Origin of the sequence: Janthinobacterium aestuarii (assembly GCF_046113285.1) — a bacterium.
Lineage (GTDB): Bacteria > Pseudomonadota > Gammaproteobacteria > Burkholderiales > Burkholderiaceae_D > Janthinobacterium.
The window spans coordinates 2,809,128-2,828,956 of sequence record NZ_CP142524.1 but is presented as its reverse complement, the minus strand read 5'-3'; the positions used below and the strand labels follow the sequence as shown (position 1 = coordinate 2,828,956).

The following is a 19,829-nucleotide window of genomic DNA, read 5'->3' as shown; positions in this document are numbered from 1 at the left end:
TAGTACATAAATTTCGCATATGCAAACGAGTTGCAAAAAACCTGCGCAAGAAAAAGGGGTCAGGCCCTGTCGGGTCTGACCCCAGCCTTTGCTTCAGGGTGATTTTTTAAGCTGCGGATGTTTCCTTGCGACGCCGTCCCCGCCACCACAGCAGCAAGGCCAGCAGCACCAGCACGGCGACGATGATGGCGGCGCGGGCCAGGCCGATCAGGTTCGAGGCAGGACCGCCGTTGCGCAGGGTCGTCACCTGCTCCGCCGTCACCTTCACGTCAGGATTGCCGTACATCTTCTGCACGTAATTGCCGAGGGTGACGATCTGCTCGTCCGACAGGGTCTGGCGGAAGGCGGGCATCCGGTGTCCCGCAGTATGATTACCCTTGCCATCCTGCCGCTCCACCCCATCGAGGATCGCCATCACCAGGTTGTTGCTGTTGCTGCGGCCCGTCACCGAGTTGTGGAACAAGGGCGGCAAGCTGCCGTCGAAACTGCCCTCGCCCCTCGCCTGGTGGCAGCTGGCGCACTGCGCATCGTACAGCTGCGCACCCGACATCCTGTTCAGGTTTTGCGGCAGCGGCACGCCGCGGATCGCATTGAGCTCATCGCCCGCCTGGCCCCATTGCGTCACCGGTTTCGTATCCGCCTTGTCGCGGATGGCGGGTACGCTCTTGATGTAGTGCGCGATGGCGCTCAGGTCCGCGTCGCTCAGGTGCTTCAGGCTATGGTCGATGGCTTCGGCCATCGGTCCGGCAGCCTGCCCCCGGTGCGCGGCGCGGCCCGTGCGCAGGTAGTCGACCAGGTCTTGCTGGCTCCAGCTGCCGATGCCGCTGTTGGCGTCCGAGGTGATGTTCGGCGCAAACCAGGTACCCAGATCAAAGCCCCCCAGCTCCTTCGACAGCTGCTCGGCCATCAGCGCGTTGCGCGGCGTGTGGCACGTGCTGCAGTGGGCCAGCCCTTGCGCCAGGTAGGCGCCGCGGTTCCACTCCATGCTCTTGGCCGCATCGGCCACGAACGGCTTCTTGTCGAGGAAGAGCCAATTCCAGCCCGCCATCGACAGGCGGATGTTGAACGGGAACGGCAAGTCCGTCTTTTGCGCTGGCGCCGTGTCCACCGCCGCCACGCCATGCATGAAGTAGGCGTACAGGGCGGCCGTGTCGTCATCCGTCACCCTGGCGTAGGCCGTGTAGGGCATGGCCGGGTACAAGTGCGCGCCGTCGGCCCGCACGCCATGGCGCACGGCGTCGGAAAACTGCTTGAGCGTGTAGTTGCCGATGCCGTGCGTTGTCGACGGCGTGATGTTGGTGGCGACAATGGCCCCCAGCGGCGTGGCCAGGGCCAGGCCGCCCGCCATCGGCTTGCCGCCCGGGACGCTGTGGCAGGCGATGCAGTCGCCCGCCGTCGCCAGGTAGCGGCCACGTTCGATGGCCTGCACGTCGGCGCCAGGGGCGTTCGCCGCCAGCACGGGCAAGGCCAGTGCCAGCAAGGCGGCGCCGGCCGCCATTCTGAAGGTCGCCATCATGCTGTTCCTCCCTGTTGTTCGTCGAGGATATGCTTGACGGTGCGCAGTGCCACGGCCAGGCCGTTTTCCGTCGAATTGCAGGTGCCGGACGTGGGCAGCACGCCGGTGCTGCACAAGAACAGGTTGGCATGGTCGAAGGTGCGGCCCCACTGGTCGCACACGGCCTTGGCCGGATCGGAACCCATCGACAGGGTGCCGCAGATGTGCTGGTTGTTGGCGAACACGCCTTCCTTGCTGTGGCGCAGATTGGTGCCGCCCATCAGTTTGGCGATCTGCTCGAAATCCTGCTTAGAGCGTTCGTGGCCCCGTTTCGTGTACTCGTCGATCGCATAATGCGCCTGCGGCTTGGGGATGCCCATGGCATCCTTCTCGCTGCTGAGGGCGATGCGGTTTTCCGGGTTCGGCAGCACTTCCAGCACGTTTTTCAGGCTCATTTCGCGCGCCGAGCGGAAACGCAGCTGCTGTTCGAATTCCGCGCCAAACACGCCCTTGCCGATCAACTCCCTGGTCGCGCCATCGACGCGCGAAATGTTCGTGAAATCGAGGCGGTACGGCGAGTGTTCGCTGCGAAAGTCGCCATCGCGCATGGTATTGATGGAATTGGGACTTTGCGGGCCCCGGCCCAGCCACAGGTCTTCATCGGCGTCGAAGGTGATCGAGGTGCTCGGGTGGTCCATCAGGTTGCGGCCCACCATGTCGCTGCTGTTGGCCAGGCCGTTCGGGTACTTGTCCGTGGCGGAAACGAGCAGCAAACGGGGGCTTTCGATGCCGTTGGCGGCCAGAATGAAGGTCCTGGCCGTGACCCGGTGACTTTTTTTATCCACGTCGTAGTACAGGGCAGCCGTGATGCGGCCCTGCGCGTCGTGTTCCAGCTTGTAGACGTTGGCGTTGCACACGATTCTGACGCCCGCGTCTTCCGCCTGCTGCGCGGCGATGCCGCCGTGGTATTGCGCGTCGATGGGGCAGATCGGCTGGCAGCTGTTGTTGCCGCAGCAGGCCGGGCGGCCATCGTAGCTGACGCTGTTGCGCGCCACCGTATTGCCCACCACCTTGAACGACGGGTCGAGGCGTTCGCGGATGCGGCGCATGGCGTACGGCTCCGTCACGGCATCCATCGGGAATGGCTGCTTGCGCGGCGAACCCGTATTCTCCGCACCCGAGACGCCCATGATCTCTTCCGCTTCCTGGTAGAACGGCTCCAGGTCTTCGTAGCTGATGGGCCAGTCGACGCCCACGCCGTACAAGGTGTGGATGCGGAAATCGTTCGGCACGTTGCGCCAGGCCTGCGCGGCCCAGTGCCACGAGGTGCCGCCAAACTGGCGGATGTATTCGGCCGGGTACGGATACGGGCCCGCCTGCACCAGGTAGCCGTTATCCTTCGGCTGGTAGATCGGGTGCGGCGCCGTGGCCACCGATGGATACGGCGACATCCAGTCGCTGCGGCGCGTCGTGTTGCGGAAACGGGCGACGATTTCGCCGCGCGACACGCGCGGGCCCGCTTCGAGGATCAGCACCGAGGCGCCGGCCAGCGCCAGTTTGCGCGCGGCCAGCGAACCGATGATGCCGGAGCCGATCACGAGGTAATCGGCGGAGAGTGCTTCAGCCATGATGGCTCCTTAAATTGGTTTTCTGGCCCAGCTACCGTAGGCGCCGTAGGAATACGTGGGAGGCTTGAGGACGTCGGCCACGACGGCCGCGTTCAGCGCCTGCTCGTAGGCGACGCAGACGGCCGCCTCGCCCGTGCCGATGATGCCCAGGTACCAGGCGCTGGCGATCTGGCGCGGCAGGGCCGCCAGCGGCGACTGTGCCGGGTCGAGCGCATCGAGCGCTTCCTGCAGGCCGGCCGCCTGCAAGCCCTGCGCATTGATCAGGGCCAGCAGCGCGCGCACATTCGCGGGGAAGGCGGCGTCCTGCGCCACCAACGCGTCATACAGGCGCCGGGCCAGCACGGGATCGAGCACCTGGCGCCCGACCAGCATGGCCGACACGCCCAGGAAGGCGCCCTGCTCCGCACTGGCGACCGGCTCGGCCAGCGCCCAGGGAATCAGCGCCGCGGCCGAAGCCGACAGCAAGCCGGCCAGCACCATGCGGCGGCCGGGATTCAGGGGGCCGCGGCCCTCCTTGTTGTGTATAGCGTCCAATTGAAGCTCCCGTGAGTTCAGCAACCGTTCAGAAAGAATGCTTGAGACCGACCATCACCACCGTCTGGCCGCCGTTCGACGACGGCGTGCCGTTTTGCGAATCGCCGACCGAGGCGACGGCGTCGACGATGGCGCCGTTCTGGCCCAGGGTCTGGCCGCGCGCCAGCTGGCGCGCTTCGATCAGGTAGATCGCCGTGCGCTTGGACAGCGCGTAATTCTGTTCGAACGACAGCTGGCGGTAGCGCGCGCGGTCCGACACGCCGTTGGCGCGGCTGGCGTAGGTGTCGCTGTAGCCTGCGGACAGGAACCACTGCGGCGTCCACTGGTAGCTGGCGATCAGGCCGGCCGTGTTGAAGATGGCCGTGTCGCGGAACGTGGAATGGCTGCCCGCCTGGTATTGCACGTTGCTGGCGTTGGCGCCCACCATCCACTTGCCCATGGTGTAGCGGGCGCTGGCGGCGATGAATTCGATGCTGTCGGCCGAGGCGTAGCCCTGGTTGATGGCGGAGATGCCGAAGCTGGCCGAGGCCTTGTCGCTCCAGCCGGTGCCGTTCTCGCCATTCTTCAGTTTCAGGTAGCCGAGCGCAAATTCCGCCGGCGAGGTGCTGTACTTGACGGCGGCGCTGAAGCTGCTGCCCACGGCATTGCCCTCGGCCGCTTCGCCGAAGCCGTATTGCGCGCTGGCCTGCAAGCCGCGCCACGCTGGCATGCTGTAGGTGACGGAATTGCTGATGCGCACGGTCGTATCGAGGCCGTCGATATCGCCCGGGTGGGCGCCGGTGGCGCCCGTCAAGACGTTGCTCGACGCCAGGGAACCCACGAGCAGGTAGTACGGCGTGTACTGGCGCCCGGCCGTCAGGCTGCCGTAGGCGTGCGATTGCAGGCCCACGTAAGCCTGGCGGTTGAACAGGGCGCTGGCCGAACTTTGCGCACCCGTATCGCTTTCAAAGCCGTTTTCCAGCAGGAACAGCGCCTTCAGGTCGCCGCCCAGGTCTTCCACGCCCTGGAAACCGATCTTGCTGGCGGACAAGTTACCGCTGCGCATGTAGGTGTTCGACTTGCCGCCCTGGTTGCTCGCGTACGCGGTGGCCGCGTCGACCACGCCATAGATGGTGACATTGCTTTGGGCGCAAACGTTTGCGCCGATGAGCGTGGAAACGGCCAGCGCCGCAGCGCGCATGCATGTATGGTTCATTTTTTTCCTGACTTTCCTGTTTTATCTGGCGAAATACGGGCGTGGCGCCCCGTTGCCGCCCCATCAACAATGGGGCATCCGCTGTTCTTCTTGATCTGGATCAAGTGCGGCAAATTATACGCTTATTTACTCACATATAAGTGATTGACTGTAGAGCATAGTCTTATAGCAAAACATTGATTAGTCTTATAGCAAAACCAGAAGGCGCGCAGGCGCACGCCCGGCAAGGTGCGGCAATGCGTGGAACGGGCATGACAAAAGCAGCGGCGGCGCGTGTCGAAAAACACGCGCCCGATGGATGCTCAGGCAAGGAAAAGTTTGGGGTTCAGCGCAGGATGGCGGGCGCCACCGGCAGGGTTTCGAGGGCAATGAAGGCTTCCAGCGCGCGGCGCATGTCTTCGAACACCTGCTTGCCGTAGGCCGCTTCCAAGTGGGCATATTGCAGGTCGATCAGCTTACCCATCTGCAGCAGCAGGCTGGCGCCCGCTTCCGACAGGTGCACCTTGCGGCGGCGCTGGTCGCCTTCGAACTTGCTGCGCCCGATCAGGCCGATTTCTTCCATGCGCGCCAGGATGCCGCTCATGCTGGGGCTGGAAATCTGGCAGATCTCGCACAGTTCGCGCGGCTCCAGGGTGGGGCTTTCGTTCAGCGCGCGCATGATGCGCCACTGCTGCTCCGTCACGCCGAAGTGATTGAGGATGGGGCGGAAATGCTGAAGCAGGCTGTCGCGCGCCTTCAGCAGCAGTTGCGGCATGTTCGGATAACGGATCGGTAGCTGCAAGCGGAACTCCCTGGGTGACCGGCAAATGAGCGTCATTATACGGCCGGCCCAGGGCAAACGGCGGACTGACAACGATGTATTTTTCGCTACGTCCGCCCTGCCCCACGCCCTTCTCCCCGCCCCTCTGCCTCCTCGTGCGCATGCCGCTGCACGGACCACAGCACGCCCGCCGTCAGCAGGAGCACGGCCGCCCACTCCAGCGGGCGCGGCATGCGCTGCGCGTAGACGAAGCCGTACAGCAGCGCGAACAGGGTCTCTGACAGGATCAGCTGGCCCGACAGGGTGACGGGCACCCGGCGCGACGCCAGGTTCCACAGGTAGTTGCCGATCACGGAAGCGCCCAGCGCCAGCAGCAGGCACACAAACCAGAAGCGGGGCCAGTCGCGCGCCGGAGCGCCATCGGCGCCGCCCGCCGGCTGCAGCGCCAGCATCACGGCGCCCACGACCAGCGCGATGACGCCGCTGGCCAGGCCATACAGCATGGACCACTCGGCGGCGCTGACATGCGCATGGCGCTTGAGGAAACGGGCATTGTCGAGCGCATACCAGGTCCAGCACGCGAGCGCGCCGATGGCGCACAGCACGCCCGCCAGCTTGTGCGCCAGGCTGGCGCCGTCCGCACCCGCGCCGCTTGCATGGCTGAAGATATCGACATTGATGCAGGCAATGCCTGCGGCCACCAGCAGCAGCGGCAAGGCCAGGCGGCGCAAGGGCGGCGCGCCGTGGTCCTTGTGGCCGAACAGCGTCACGCTCAGGGGCAGCAAACCGATGATCAGCGACGTGGGCGCCACGCCGGCCAGCTTGACGCCATACGCCAGCAGCAGGTAATACACGACATTGCCCGCCAGCGCCTGGCGCAGCATGGCCAGCCAGTCGCCGCGCCGCAGCCGGCGCAGCAGGGGCAAGAGGCGCGGCAGCATCAGGCCGGCCGCCAGCGCGCCGTAACAGAGGTAGCGGCCCACCATCAGCTCGGCCGGAGAAAAGTCCGGCAGCAAGACGGGCACAATGAAAACGGCGCCCCAGAAGGCGACGGCCAGCAAACCAGATACGATCCCACGCCACATGCAGCCACGCTCACGTCATTATTCAAGGACGCCAGTATAGGGTATGCGGTGCGGAGTCGCCCGCCGTCAGCCCTTCGCTTTTCTCTGCCCGGGGATGAAGTGTTCGCGCACGGCCTTGGCCAGCAAGTCCGGCGGCAGCAAGCCCTGTCCCAGCAGGAAGTTGTTGAAGGCCAGGCGGTCGAATCGGTCTCCCAGCGCCAGCTCCGTTTCCGCGCGCAGCTGCAGGATGCGCGTATAGCCATAGAAATAACTGCCCGCCTGGCCCGGCATGTTGAAGGTGTAGCGGTCCAGCTCCTGGCGCGCCATCGGTTTCGACAGCATCACTTCATCCGTCAGGATGCGCCCCGCCTCTTCGCGCGTGACTTGTCCCAGGTTCAGCATCGGGTCGAGCATGGCGCGCGCCGCGCGCAGCATGCGGAACTGCAGCGCGATGAACTGGCCCTCGGCCGGCTCGTACGGGATCATCTCCGCTTCCGCGTACAGCGCCCAGCCTTCCACGTTGACGCTGTTGAACGCATACAGGCTGCGCGCCTGCGACACGCCCCGCTCCACCATGGCGCTGAACTGCAGTTCGTGGCCGGGACGGCCCTCGTGCGCGCTCAGGGTCCAGGCCGCGCCCGCGAAGTTGAAATCGTCATACGCTTCGCCCTTGCCGCTGGCGGCCGGATTGCTGACGGGCAGGACGAACTGGCCGTGCTCTCCCGTATTGCCGATCAGCGGAGGCGGACGCATATGCGGCGCCGGCTGGGCCGCCGATTCGGCGCTTGACGCCAGGCGCATGGTCATGGCGCGCGCAGGGATATCGACCACGCGCTGCCGGGCGATGCGTTCCTCGAGCTGGGTATTGACGCCCTTGTAGTGCGCTTCGAGCTGCGCGTTGGGGATCGAATCGCTCTTCAGCGCGCGCAGCACCTGGCGGTAGTCGCTACCGTCGACGCCCTTCAAGGCCAGCCTGGCCGCCACCACGGGCGCCAGCGCCTGCATGGCGGCGCGCGTTTCCAGGTAGGCCACCTGCGCCCGTTCCACCAGCGCGCGCGGCTCGATGTCGATGCCCACCTGCTTCAGGCGAAACGCGTACAGCTCGGGCGCCATGCGGAAATCCGTGCGCGCCAATGGCAGCACCACCTGCTTTTCCCATGCCGCATAGTCGTTCAGCTGCTGCTCCATGGCGGCCAGCGCGGGTTCGGCGCCCGCGATCTTCATGTCGGCGAACAGCTTGCGGATGCCGGCGATATACGTGGGCACGTTTTCCAGCGACTGCGCCACCTGCAGGCGCACGGGACCGGCCAGGTCAGGCGTGCCGATTTTCTCCGTGAAGCGCGCCTTCGCCTGCTGCGTGATCGGCGTGCTGCCCGGGAACTGGCCCACATAGCGCCGCAGGCGCTCAAGCGCCTTGGCGCGGCGCGCGGCCGGGCGCTGCTCCTGCAGCAGGCTTTGCATGCTGCCAAAGACCATTTGCGGCACATCGACCCACGGCAAGGTGTATCTGGCTTCCAGCTCGGTGCCGGCGATTTCCTGGTCGACGGCGCCGATCAGAATTTCCAGGTCCTGGCGTATGCGTTCGTCGCGTTCCAGTTCCAGCTTCTGCTGCAACTGCGCGCGCGCCTTCCGCATGGCCGCGACCTGGCGCCCGGTGATGTCCGGCCCCAGGTCGGCGGCCAGGCCGTCGTACTGGGCCAGGCCCCTGTCGGACGCGTCTTCGGGCGAGAACTGCGCCTGCGCCGCCAGCACGATGGCCGCGTTGCGGTTGCTGGCCTCGACCCAGGCGGACGACGCGGAAGCAGCTGCGGAAACGACGGGGTCGGCCGCCATGGCGGGCATGGCCAGCGCGGCTGCAAGCGCGGCGGCGAGCACGGTCTTGCACAATTGCGGAGTGACGGACATCGGGGGATTCCTTCAAAGGTGAGCGATGAGCGAAGCGGCGAGTATCGGCCAGCCTCGCAGGCCTGTCAATTCACCCCGTTCAGGACGGGCAGGTTCCACGGCGTGACGATCTGGATGGTGGACAGTGACGGCGATTGCGCCAGGGCCGGCAGTGCACCCTGTGCCCGCAGGATTTCCTGGCAGGCGCGGCGCATGTCCTGGCCCAGGTCGTGGTGCAGCACGGCCTGGATGGCGTCCGACTTGAGCAGCGCCACGTTGTCCGCATCGAGGTCGTGGCCGATGAAGACCTGGCAGGGCCGGCCCGCTCGCGCAAAGGCCTGCACGATGGCGGCATTGCCGCCGCCGATCGAATACACGGCGGCGATGGCCGGATGATCTGCCAGGGCTAGACGCACCAGCGCCCCCGTGGCGCCGTCGATGCCGTGGCCCTCGCTCACTTCGACGATGGATAAATGGCGGTGCCGTTCGCGCAGCGCGCGGCGAAAGCCGATCTCGCGCTCTTCCTCACCATGAAAACGGTTGCTGCTCAGGGTCACCAGCACCTGCTGTTTTTTCCTGCTGCCCAGCCACTGGCCGACCAGGCAGGCGGCCGTCTCGCCCGCCGCGCGGTTATCCATGCCCACGTAGCTGCGGCGCGCGGAGCCTGGCAAGTCCGTCACCAGGGTCACCACGGGAATGCCGGCCGCCGCCAGCCGGTTCACCGCTTCCGCCACCGCTGGCAAGTCCGGTGCTTTCAGCAGCACGCCGTGGCTGCCGTTCTTGCGGATGCGCTCCAGCAGGTCGACGATGCCGTCCACGTCCAGCGTTTCATGCAGGTGAAAGCGCGAACGCAGCACGGCCGGATGCAGCGACGGCAATTCGGCCTCCAGCGCGGCCCGCACGGCGTCCGTGAAGCGGCGCGGCGCCACCATCAGCACATCGAGCATGAATTTTCTGCCAGACAGGCCCACCTGCGTGCTTTGCCGCGCCAGTTCATCGAGCGCCTGCATCACGCGGCGCACAGTATTGGCGTGCACGCCCCCGCGCTGCTTGATCACGCGGTCGACCGTGGCCACGCTGACGCCGGCCTGCAGCGCCACGACCTTGACGGGGAACGGATGCGTCATGCCATATCCAATTCAGATTGATGGTTTTTTGATGGATTTTTTGATGAAAAATGCGGATTTTCATCCCTATACTGATTCTACAACTTAAACAACGGAGACACCGCATGCCCACCACAGACGCCACCGCAGCGCCGCCCAGCCCCTTCTGGCTAGCATCAGAAAACTGCGACCTGCAGGATTTCATCGCCACCGTCAGCCTATGCACGGCGCTGGCCGACTATCCCCAAGCCGCTGCGGTGAAAGAAAACATTCTCGTCTACGACTGCGACCGGGTGCGCGCGCTGGCCGCCAGTGCGGTGTCGCTGCGCGCGCTGCAGGCCGAATGGGGCCGGGCGCTGATGGATGGTCCTGGCGTCATCGTGCTGCAACGCGCCGTCGCCGACATGGACACGCTGGAACAGGTAAGCGGCGTGTTTCGCGCGCTGATCGCCGAGCAGCATGCGAGCGGCCAGGCGGCCGGCGACCATTTCGCCAAGGCTGGCGCGAATGACCGCATCTGGAACGCCCAGCAAAAACTGTGTCTGCGCGCGCCGGAAGCGTTCGCGCGCTATTACGCCAACCCCGTTTTCGCGTGGATCGCCGAGGCCTGGCTCGGGCCCGCCTACCAGATGACGGCGCAAGTGAACGTCGTCAACCCGGGCGGAGCGGCCCAGGCGCCGCACCGCGACTATCACCTGGGCTTCCAGAGCGCCGCCAGCTGCGCCGCCTACCCCGCGCCCGTGCACCAGATGTCGGCCCTCTTGACCTTGCAGGGCGCCGTCGCCCACTGCGACATGCCGCTGGCATCGGGCCCCACCCTGTACCTGCCCGGGTCGCAGCGCTACCGCGCCGGTTTTCTCGCCTGGCAGCAGCGGCCGTTCCGCGACTACTTTGCGCAGCATTGCGTGCAGCTGCCCCTGTCCAAAGGCGACGCCGTGTTCTTCAACCCCGCCCTGTTCCACGCGGCCGGGCATAACCGCTCGTCCGACATCCGCCGCATGGCCAACCTGCTGCAAGTGTCGTCGCCGTTCGGGCGCGCCATGGAAGCGCTGGACCGCCGCGCCATGAGCGCCGCCCTGTATCCGGCCCTGCAGGCGCTGCGCTCCCGGGGCACCCTCGATGACGACGGCGTGCGCCACGCGGTGGCCGCCTGCGCCGAAGGCTATGCATTCCCCAGCAACCTCGACCGCGACCAGCCCATCGCCGGCATGGCGCCGCCCACGCAGCAGCAGCTGATGCACGAAGCGCTGGCGCAGGACTGGCCCGCTGCGCGCTTCCTCGACGCGCTGGACAGCCATGCCTGGCGCCGGCAAGCCTGAATCCCTCACCGCGACACGAACGGAGTACCCGCATATGCAAGACATCCACATCGGCCTGATCGGCGCCGGCTACATGGGCAAGGCCCACACCATCGCCTACAAGGCCGTGCGCAGCATTTTTCACACGGCGCTGAATCCCGTGTGCGCCTGCATCGCCACCAGCAGCGAACAGAGTGCGGCGCGCAGCGCGCAGGAACTGGGGTGGAACCGCTCCACGGGCGACTGGCGCGCGCTGGTCAATGATCCCGCCATCGACGCCGTCATCGTCGCCACGCCGCCGGCCACGCACAAGGACATCGTGCTGGCGGCGCTGGCCCTGGGCAAACCCGTATTCTGCGAAAAGCCGCTGGGCATGACGGCCGCCGAATCCCTGATGCTGGCGCAGGCGGCGGAAAGCGCGGGCGTGGCCAATATGGTCGGCTATAACTACATCCGCACGCCCGCCAGCCAGCTGGCGCGGCAGATCATCGAATCGGGAGAGATCGGCGAGATCATCCACGTCGCCGCCGAACACGTGGAAGACTACCTGCACGACCCGCGCGCGCCCGCTTCGTGGCGCACGCGCGAAGCGACGGCAACGCGCGCCGGCGCGCTGGCCGACGTGGGCTCGCACCTGCTCAACCTGGCCCTGCGCCTGGGCGGTCCCGTCGACGCGCTGGTGGCCGATATGAACACCGTGCACGCGCAACGCCAAGGCCCGCACGGCATGGAAGCGGTGGAAAACGACGACCAGGGCAATGTAATGCTGCGCTTTGCCAGCGGCGCGCTCGGCGCCCTCACCTTCAGCCGCGTGGCGGCCGGGCGCAAGATGGGCTACACCTACCGCATCACGGGGACCAAAGGCGCGATCGCCTTCGATCAGGAAGACCAGAATGCACTGTGGCTGTACGACGCCGGCCGTCCCGCGCAGCGCCAGGGTTTCCAGCGCCTGCTGATGGGGCCCGCCCACCCCGACTACCTGGCGTTCAGCCAGGGCGCGGGGCACGGCACCGGGTACAACGAGCAGATCGTCATCGAAGCGCGCGATTTTCTGCAGGCTATCGCCAGCGGCGCGCCCGTCTGGCCCACCTTCCGCGACGGCTACGAGGTGGACCGGCTGATCGATGCCGCGCTGCGCTCCGCACGGGAGCGCAGCTGGATTTCCGTGCGTTGACAACAGGGACGGTTTAGTAAGCCAGCCCGTAGCCGAACTTGTACAGCGGATGCGCCGTGTCATACGGCACGTCCGATCTCTGCACCTGCACTTCGGCCATCGACGACGGCAGCTCGAACGGTAGCTTGCCCTGCGGCTTGGCCTTGCCCGTCAGGACATCGAACAGCGCGCCGTCGCTCACGCCGAAGTTGGCGAGGATGGCGCTGGCCTTGTCCTGCACGTTGCCGAGGATGGCCGGGCGGTCCAGGTACACGGTGACGACCGTCTTCGGCGCATACTTGGCCGCGTTCTTGATCGCCTCGTAGTCGGCGTTGCCATCGACGTAATCGAGGCGGCCCTCGTGCTGCATGCTGCCGAAGATGTAGTTCGGGTGCAGGGTTTCATACGGCGCGGCCACGCGCAGTAGGGCCACGTCCGCTTCCTGCGGCGTGGCGACCACCGTGTAGCCATACTGCTGCGCCACGGCCGCATCGATGCCGTACAGGTAGACCTTCTTGACCGTGGCGGCCAGCGGCAAGACCTTGTCCTTGTTTTCCAGCAAGACCAGCGAGCGGCGCTGGGCTTCCAGGCCAGCTTCGATGAAGTCCGCCTTGCCCACGGTGGCGGCCGCCTTGGCCGCATCGACGAACGGATGCTCGAACAGGCCCTGCTTGAATTTCTGGATCAGGATGCGCCGCGCCGACGCGTCGATGCGCGCTTCCGTCAGCTGGCCCCGTTGCACCGCTTGCGTCAGATAAGGCGCTTCCGTCACGCCGCCGAACTGGTCCATCCCCGCCGTGACGGCCTTCACGTAGCGCTCGGCCTTGGTGGCGTCTTCCATGCCCCACGGCGTGCCGAAGCCGATGAAGGACGGCGCCACGCCAGGCGCCGTGCCGTTGCGGCAGTTGGCGTCGCAGTCGGAGGTGATGCCCCAATCGGACAGGATCACGCCCTCGAAACCGTATTTGCCGCGCAGCAGATCCGTCAGCATGGTCTTGCTGAAGCCGGCCGCCACTTGTTCCAGGGTGATGCCGTCGATGGTGATATTGCCGTCCGGCAGGGCGTAGGTCGGCATGACGGAGGCCGCCTTGGCCATGAACGCCCCTTCGAACGGCTTGACGTGGTAAGCGAAGTTGTTGCCCGGGTAGGTCATGTAGCGGCCATAGTAATTGTGGCCGTCGAAGCCCTCTTTCGTGGCGCCATAGCCGACCCAGTGCTTGACGACGGCCACCACGCTGCCGTCATGCAAGCCCGTATTGCCATCCTGAAAACCCTCGATATAGTGCTGCACCATGCGCCTGGCCAGGTCCGCGTCTTCGCCGAAGGTGCCGTTGATGCGCGACCAGCGCGGCTCGGTGGCCAGGTCCGCCTGCGGCGACAGCGCTTGCGTGATGCCGACGGCCAGGTATTCCTGGCGCGCGATGTCGCCGAAGCGGCGCACCAGCGCATCGTCGCCGATGGCGGCCAGGCCCAGGGTTTCCGGCCACTGCGAGAAGCCGGAGGTAGCCGCGCTGGCACCCACCGTGTACTGGAAATGGTGGCGCGGGTCCGTGCTGATGGAGACGGGAATGCCGTGGCGCGAAGTTTCGCTCAGGGCCTGCACCTTGTTGTACTGGGCCGCCATATTGGCCGTGTCGCCCGCCATGCGGGTAATGAAGGTGTTGACGTATTGCTTGACGATCAGGTCTTGCAAGGCCGTCAAGTCATACGCGCCGCCCTGGCCGATGCCGGTGGGGTCGGCCACGGTGGGCGCCGTGCCGTGCATCATCAGGCCCGCCTTTTCATCGAGGCTCATGCGCGACAACAGGTCGTCCGCGCGCGCCTCGGCCGGCAGGCGCCAGTCTTCGTACGGGTCGATCTTGCCGTTGCGGTTCATGTCCTTGAAGGTATAGCCGTCGACTTTCAACTGGGTGTAGGTGGTGGCGCCGAACACGGGCTGCGTGTATCCCTCGCTGCCGGTGTGGTTGTTGCCGCAAGCGGCCAGGGCAAGCGTGGCGACGCAGCCGGCGACCACGCGGGCCATCGGTTTCAAAGTGCAATTCATCATTATCTCCAAGACTGTTTTTGTAGGTATCAAGGCGCGGCAGCAAGGCCGGCCGAAAACAATATAGCGTGAGAATGCGTGAGTTTCTTGACTGCGCAGCACGCGTTTTATACCCGCGAGAACAATTTTTGGTTAGATGGCACAACAACCAACAATCTCCTACAAAGTGCTAATATTTGTGAAAAATTACTACAACAAGCAGAATAAGCAGGAGGCAGCCTTGCACAAACCCGACACGCGCACGGTTTCGAACCGCATCGCGCAGCAATGCGCGCGCGCCATGCAGGCCGATGGCCACGATCCCGCCGACTTTTTTCGCCAGACGGGCATCACGCCGGCGCAGCTGGACGAGCCGGGCGGCCGCATCAACGCCGAGCGGCACCGCCGCATGACGGCCTACGCCCAGCAGCTGCCGCAGCACCGCGGCCTGCTCGACCTCGACGTGACGCACTGGTTCGCGCATTACTCGGGCATCGCCCACGTCTGCTTCAATCGCCCCACCCTGCGCAGCGCGCTGCACGAGCTGCTGCACTTGCGGGGCCTGATCGGCGAATTCGACTTCATGCTGATGAGCGAAAATGGCACGCGCATCGAGATCGAATACCTGTCCGAGTTCTGCCAGCTGGGGGGCGCCATGCAGGCGCTGGCCAATTTCCGCATGCTGTCGCTGGTCGCGCGCGCCTACGACGACGGCGCGCCCACCGCCTTCCATGCCGGCTTCCAGGGCAAGGCGCCGTGGTTCGCGCCGGCCATTGCCGAATGCTTCGGCGCCGCCGTCACCTTCGGCCAGGCGCGCAACACCCTGACGTTCGACGCGCCTGCGCTGGATCGTCCCTTCGCCCAGTTCAACGCCATGCTGGCGCCGCACGCGCTGTGCTACGCGCAGGGGCAATTGCAGCAATTACAGGGAGCGCAGCTGTTTTCGGCCCGCGTGGAGCAGGCCATCATCGATTTGCTGGGCCGGCAAGACGCCGGGGACGCCGACGGCACCGCATTGCTGCCGGCCCTGTGTGACGGTCTGGCGATGAACCGCTGGACCTTGCAGCGCCAGCTGCAGCAGGAACAGACCTCGTTCCGCGCGCTGGAATTGCGCGCGAAAAGCCGCGAATCGCGCCGTTTGCTGTGCGAAACGAGCCTGAGCGTGGCGGAAATCGGCGAGCGCCTGGGTTTTTCCTCGCAAAGCGCATTTACCCGCTTCTTCAAGAACCAGTTCGAACTGCCGCCGGCGCGCTACCGGCAGGATGCCGCCGGAGCCTAGAGAAAGAGACAAGCAACAAGAAACAAGAAACAAGCAAACAAGCAAACCGGCAAGCCACGAAACGGCCCAAGTCAGAAAGACAGGCGCCCCGGGCCAAGCGGACCTGAAAAATGTCGGGGGCAAGGCGCGGCGACGCAGACAGTACGCAAGTACGGCAAGGAAGGCGCAACGCCGCCATCGGCATTTTCTCAGGCTCGCGTCTCCGGCCCGCTGTTTTCAATCTACACCACCCTTGCCTGCGGCCGTATCCTGAACCAGATCGCATACATGGCCGGCAGGAACACCAGGGTCAGCACCGTGCCGGCAAACGTGCCGCCGATCAGGGTATAGGCCAAGGTGCCCCAGAAGACCGAATGGGTCAGCGGAATAAAGGCCAGGATGGCCGCCAGCGCCGTGAGGATCACGGGACGCGCGCGCTGCACGGTCGCTTCGACCACGGCGTCGAACGGCGCCAGGCCGGCCGCCTCGTTCTGGTGGATCTGGCCGATCAGGATCAGGGTATTGCGCATCAGGATGCCCGACAGCGCGATCAGGCCGACCAGCGCATTGATGCCGAACGGCTGCTGGAACAGCAGCAAGGTGGGCACGACGCCGATCAAGCCCAACGGGCTGGTCAGGAACACCATCACCATCGCCGAGATCGAGCGCACCTGCAGGATGATCATCAGCAGGGTCAGCGCCAGCATGATGGGGAACAGCGGCAGCATCGCTTGCGTCGCCTTCGCCGATTCCTCGATGGAGCCGGCCTGCTCGATGCGGTAGCCGGCCGGCAGCTTGTCGATGACGGCTTGCAGCTGCGCCGTGATGGCGCCCGAGACGTCGGGCGGCTGCATGCCGTCGGCGATGTCGCCGCGCACGGTAATCGTCGGCTGGCGGTCGCGCCGGCGCATCACGGGTTCTTCCGAGCGCACCTCGACGCCGCCCACCTGCGACAGCGCAATGCGCTCGCCATTCGCGCCGGCCAGGGTCAGGTCGGCGATGCGCGCCGGGTCCAGCCGCACGTCGCCTGCCGCGCGCGCCACCACCTGCACCGTGCGGATATCTTCGCGCACGGCGGTGACGGGCACGCCGCTGAGCAGGAACTGCAGCTGCTGCGCCACGGCGGCCGACGTCAGGCCCATCGCCTGCAAGCGGTCCTGCTGCAGGCTGAAATGCAGGGTGGGCGTGCGCGTGCCCCAATCGGTATTGACGGTACGCATCATCGGGCTGGCCTGCATCACGCGCCGCACCTCGTCGGCGATGCCGCGCAACACCTCGGAATCGGGGCCGCTGACCCGGTAGGCCACGGGAAACGGCGAGTACGGGCCGAACACCAGTTGCGTCACGCGCACGCGCGCCTCCGGCGCCAGGCCGGCGGCAACGGCCTCGCGCAAGCGCTGCTTGAGGCTGTCGCGCGCCTGCTGGCTGTCGGTGCGCACGACGATCTTGGCAAACGAAGGATCGGGCAACTCCGGCCCCATCGCCAGGTAAAAGCGCGGTGCGCCCTGGCCCACATAGGCCGTGACGATCTTCGCTTCGGGCTGGCGCGCCAGCCAGGCTTCCACTTTCGCCGCCGCGCCGCTGGTCTGTCCGATCGCGCTGCCGTAGGGCAGCTGCACTTCGATCAGCACTTCAGGGCGGTCCGAGATCGGGAAGAACTGTTTCTTGACGACGGCCATGCCCAGCACGGCCAGCACGAACAGGCCGATCACGGTGCAGAACACCAGCCATTTGCGGGCGATCACGCGCCCCAGCAGCCGGCGAAAGCGGTGGTAACGCGGCGTGTCGTACAGCGCATCATGGCCGCCGGCGACCTGTTTCAGCTCGGGCAGCAGCTTCACGCCCAGGTAGGGCGTAAACACCACCGCCACCACCCATGACGCGATCAGCGCGATGCCGACGATCCAGAACATATTGCTCGTGTATTCGCCGGCGCTGGAGCGGGCAAAGCCGTTGGGCATGAAGCCGACGGCCGTCACCAGGGTACCCGCCAGCATGGGTGCGGCCGTATGGCTCCAGGCGTAGGCGGAGGCGGCGATGCGGCTGTAGCCCTCTTCCATTTTCACGACCATCATTTCGATGGCGATGATGGCATCGTCCACCAGCAGGCCGAGGCCCAGGATCAGGGAACCGAGGGTGATGCGGTCGAAATTCTTGCCTGTCGCGGCCATCACGATGAACACGACGGCCAGGGTCAGCGGCACGGCGGCGGCCACCACGATGCCGACGCGCCAGCCCATGCTGATAAAGCACACCAGCATCACCACCAGCAGCGCGGCAAGAAACTTGAGCATGAATTCATCGACGGCCGCGCTGATATTAACGGCCTGATCGGTAACCTTGGCCAGGCTCATGCCCAGCGGCATGGCGGCACCGATGGCCGTCACTTCCCCGTCCAGCGCCTTGCCCAGGTCCAGCCCGTTCCAGCCGTCGCGCATGACCACGCCCAGCAGCAGCGCCGGCTCGCCGCCATTGCGCACCATGAAACTGGCCGGGTCTTCCTGGCCACGGCGCACGGTGGCGATATCGGACAGGGCCAAGGTGCGCCCCTGCACCACCACGGGCGTATCGCGGATCTTTTGCAGCGCGTCGAGCGCACCGTCGAGGCGGATGGACACCTGCGGCCCGCGCGTTTCGACCGAGCCGGCCGGCGTGAGGGCATTCTGGCCGTGCAGTGCCGCGAACACGTCCTGCGCCCGCACGCCCAGGGTGGCCAGGCGTTCCTGCGAAAACTCCACGTAGATGCGTTCGGCCTGCTCGCCGATGATATTGACCTTTTTGATGCCCGCCACGTGCAGCAGCCGCTGGCGCAAGGTTTCCGCCTCGCGCACCAGCAGGCGCTGCGGCTCGCCTTTGGCTTTCAGCGCATACAGGGCAAAGGTGACGTCCGCGTATTCGTCATTGATCATGGGGCCGATCACGCCGGCCGGCAAATTGGCCGCCTCGTCGCCGGCCTTCTTGCGCGCCTGGTAAAACTCGGCCTGCACCTGCCCGGGCGGCGTGCTGTCGAGCAGTGTCAGGGTCGTGAAAGCCAGGCCGGGCCTGGTGTAGGTTTCGGCCCGTTCATACCAGCGCAGCTCCTGCAGGCGCTTTTCGATCTTGTCGGCCACCTGGTCCTGCATTTCGCGCGCGCTGGCGCCAGGCCAGGCGGTGACGATGGTCATCACCTTGACCGTGAAGGCCGGGTCTTCCGCGCGCCCCAGCTTGAAGAACGACAGCAGGCCGGCCAGCGAAATGAGACAGATCAGGAACAGGGTGACGGAACGCTCGCGCACGGCCAGCGCCGACAGGTTGAAGCCCGCCGCGCTCATGGATGCGCTCCCGCGCCGGCGGCCACTGGCGCCGGTTCGACCCTGACCCGCTCTCCCTGGTGCAGCAGATGGGCGCCCAGCGCGACGATGCGTTCGCCCGCCTTCAGGCCGCTGACGTCGGCGCCGTCATCGTGCAGCCCCTGCACCTTCACCGGCCGCCAGGTCACTTGCGCCGGCGTACCGGCGATCACCCACACGCCCTGCCCCTTGCCCGCATCGTGCAGGGCCGCCAGCGGCACTTGCACAGTGCCGCTGGCGGCATGCGCGCCGGGCAGGCGCAGGGTGACGGTGGCGCCCAGCGGCGCACTTGAGAGCGCCGCGTCGAGCACATAGCGCGCCTCGAAAGTACGCGTTTGCCGGTCCGCCGTCTGCGCCAGCTGGCGCAAGGTGGCCGGCACGCTGGCACCCGGCCTGCCGAACAGGGTGGCCTGGCCCTTGGAGCCGAGCGCGGGGCGCACGGTTTCCGGCAGCTGGATCGCCGCTTCGCGCCGGCCGTCATGGGCCAGGCGCACCACCACCTGCCCGGCCGCGACTACCTGGCCCGGTTCGGCCAGGGTGTCCATCACGACACCGTCGGCGTCGGCCAGCAGCACCGCGTACTGCAACGCATTGCGCGCCACCCCGGCCAGGGCTTCGGACGCTTTCAATTGGGCGCCGGCCGCGTCAGCCGCCGCCTTCACCTGGTCGTAATTGGATGCCGAGATGGCGCCGGTGCCGCGCAAATCGCGGTAGCGCGCTTCCTCGTCCGCCGCCTGGCGCGCGCGGGCGCGGTCGGCCGTGACGGACTCCTGCCGCGCCTGCGCCAGCAGTTGCAGGTCGTCGGCGTCGAGGCGCAACAATGGCTGGCCACGGCGCACGGCCTGGCCGGCGTCGACCAGCCGTTCGCGCACCTTGCCGGCCACGCGGAAACCGAGGTCGCTTTGCACGCGCGGCGCGACCACGCCCGTAAAGCTGCGCGTGCCCGCTTCGGCGCCCTGCACCGGGACGGCGCGCACCAGCGGCGTGGCGGTGCGCGGATCGGCCTGCGCCTTGTCGGCGCAGGCGCTCAAGGCCAGGGGCAAGGTGGAGATGACTACAGATGAAGCGAGGCGGCGCCAGCGCATAAGAATCCCATGAATGA

General features: G+C 66.3%; 14 protein-coding genes. 3 read left to right on the top strand and 11 right to left on the bottom strand.

Features of this window, described 5'->3' with window-relative positions; translation table 11 throughout:
- Positions 1-106 precede the first annotated feature (106 nt).
- The 8 genes from OX462_RS12675 to OX462_RS12640 form a co-directional block, all read right to left on the bottom strand.
- Positions 107-1,516: a c-type cytochrome gene (locus OX462_RS12675; protein WP_409028581.1), complete on the bottom strand. Its 1,410-nt coding sequence runs from the start codon at positions 1,514-1,516 to the stop codon at positions 107-109.
- On the bottom strand, positions 1,513-3,123 hold the full coding sequence (locus OX462_RS12670; protein WP_409028580.1) for a GMC family oxidoreductase: 1,611 nt from the start codon (positions 3,121-3,123) through the stop codon (positions 1,513-1,515). Before OX462_RS12670 ends, OX462_RS12675 begins: the two co-directional genes overlap by 4 nt.
- Positions 3,124-3,132: 9 nt before the next feature.
- Entirely contained in the window at positions 3,133-3,657 is a 525-nt protein-coding gene (locus OX462_RS12665) for a sugar dehydrogenase complex small subunit (RefSeq protein WP_227741979.1), read from the bottom strand.
- Positions 3,658-3,685: 28 nt separating this feature from the next.
- Positions 3,686-4,852, bottom strand: coding sequence for a porin (locus tag OX462_RS12660; RefSeq protein ID WP_409028579.1), 1,167 nt, complete (start codon positions 4,850-4,852; stop codon positions 3,686-3,688).
- Positions 4,853-5,177: 325 nt separating this feature from the next.
- Complete coding sequence (gene hpaR, locus OX462_RS12655) at positions 5,178-5,633, bottom strand: homoprotocatechuate degradation operon regulator HpaR (RefSeq protein ID WP_230492117.1); 456 nt, start codon at positions 5,631-5,633, stop codon at positions 5,178-5,180.
- An 86-nt stretch (positions 5,634-5,719) separates the two neighbouring features.
- Entirely contained in the window at positions 5,720-6,697 is a 978-nt protein-coding gene (locus OX462_RS12650) for a DMT family transporter (RefSeq protein ID WP_409028578.1), read from the bottom strand.
- Between the two features lie 66 nt (positions 6,698-6,763).
- Positions 6,764-8,581 (bottom strand): DUF885 domain-containing protein, encoded by a 1,818-nt coding sequence (locus OX462_RS12645; RefSeq protein WP_409028577.1) that lies wholly within the window; start codon positions 8,579-8,581, stop codon positions 6,764-6,766.
- Positions 8,582-8,646: 65 nt separating this feature from the next.
- Positions 8,647-9,687, bottom strand: a complete 1,041-nt coding sequence (locus OX462_RS12640; protein ID WP_409028576.1) for a LacI family DNA-binding transcriptional regulator — start codon at positions 9,685-9,687, stop codon at positions 8,647-8,649.
- 104 nt (positions 9,688-9,791) lie between these two features.
- Between OX462_RS12640 and OX462_RS12635 the strand changes: the two genes are divergently transcribed.
- Entirely contained in the window at positions 9,792-10,985 is a 1,194-nt protein-coding gene (locus OX462_RS12635; protein ID WP_409028575.1) for a phytanoyl-CoA dioxygenase family protein, read from the top strand.
- A gap of 34 nt (positions 10,986-11,019) precedes the next feature.
- A complete protein-coding gene (locus OX462_RS12630) occupies positions 11,020-12,138 on the top strand; it encodes a Gfo/Idh/MocA family protein (RefSeq protein WP_409028574.1) in 1,119 nt (372 codons plus the stop codon).
- A gap of 13 nt (positions 12,139-12,151) precedes the next feature.
- On the opposite strand, the gene OX462_RS12625 is transcribed toward OX462_RS12630, so the two are convergent.
- A complete protein-coding gene (locus tag OX462_RS12625; RefSeq protein ID WP_409028573.1) occupies positions 12,152-14,164 on the bottom strand; it encodes a glycoside hydrolase family 3 protein in 2,013 nt (670 codons plus the stop codon).
- A 217-nt stretch (positions 14,165-14,381) separates the two neighbouring features.
- Here OX462_RS12625 and OX462_RS12620 point away from each other — a divergent pair, with 217 nt between their 5' ends.
- Positions 14,382-15,419, top strand: a complete 1,038-nt coding sequence (locus tag OX462_RS12620; protein WP_409028572.1) for a helix-turn-helix transcriptional regulator — start codon at positions 14,382-14,384, stop codon at positions 15,417-15,419.
- 221 nt (positions 15,420-15,640) lie between these two features.
- On the opposite strand, the gene OX462_RS12615 is transcribed toward OX462_RS12620, so the two are convergent.
- Both OX462_RS12615 and OX462_RS12610 read right to left on the bottom strand, forming a co-directional pair.
- The gene (locus tag OX462_RS12615) at positions 15,641-18,709 is read right to left on the bottom strand and encodes an efflux RND transporter permease subunit (RefSeq protein ID WP_409028571.1); all 3,069 of its coding nucleotides are present in this window, start codon (positions 18,707-18,709) and stop codon (positions 15,641-15,643) included.
- Positions 18,706-19,812 (bottom strand): efflux RND transporter periplasmic adaptor subunit, encoded by a 1,107-nt coding sequence (locus OX462_RS12610; protein ID WP_099409437.1) that lies wholly within the window; start codon positions 19,810-19,812, stop codon positions 18,706-18,708. The genes OX462_RS12615 and OX462_RS12610 overlap by 4 nt, the downstream gene beginning before the upstream one ends.
- Positions 19,813-19,829: the final 17 nt, after the last annotated feature.

Coding starts and splice junctions, on each gene's coding strand:
- OX462_RS12675 (WP_409028581.1), bottom strand. CDS start 1,516: ATGATGGCGACCTTCAGAATGGCGGCCGGCGCCGCCTTGCTGGCACTG.
- OX462_RS12670 (WP_409028580.1), bottom strand. CDS start 3,123: ATGGCTGAAGCACTCTCCGCCGATTACCTCGTGATCGGCTCCGGCATC.
- OX462_RS12660 (WP_409028579.1), bottom strand. CDS start 4,852: ATGAACCATACATGCATGCGCGCTGCGGCGCTGGCCGTTTCCACGCTC.
- OX462_RS12650 (WP_409028578.1), bottom strand. CDS start 6,697: ATGTGGCGTGGGATCGTATCTGGTTTGCTGGCCGTCGCCTTCTGGGGC.
- OX462_RS12645 (WP_409028577.1), bottom strand. CDS start 8,581: ATGTCCGTCACTCCGCAATTGTGCAAGACCGTGCTCGCCGCCGCGCTT.
- OX462_RS12640 (WP_409028576.1), bottom strand. CDS start 9,687: ATGACGCATCCGTTCCCCGTCAAGGTCGTGGCGCTGCAGGCCGGCGTC.
- OX462_RS12635 (WP_409028575.1), top strand. CDS start 9,792: ATGCCCACCACAGACGCCACCGCAGCGCCGCCCAGCCCCTTCTGGCTA.
- OX462_RS12630 (WP_409028574.1), top strand. CDS start 11,020: ATGCAAGACATCCACATCGGCCTGATCGGCGCCGGCTACATGGGCAAG.
- OX462_RS12625 (WP_409028573.1), bottom strand. CDS start 14,164: ATGATGAATTGCACTTTGAAACCGATGGCCCGCGTGGTCGCCGGCTGC.
- OX462_RS12615 (WP_409028571.1), bottom strand. CDS start 18,709: ATGAGCGCGGCGGGCTTCAACCTGTCGGCGCTGGCCGTGCGCGAGCGT.
- OX462_RS12610 (WP_099409437.1), bottom strand. CDS start 19,812: ATGCGCTGGCGCCGCCTCGCTTCATCTGTAGTCATCTCCACCTTGCCC.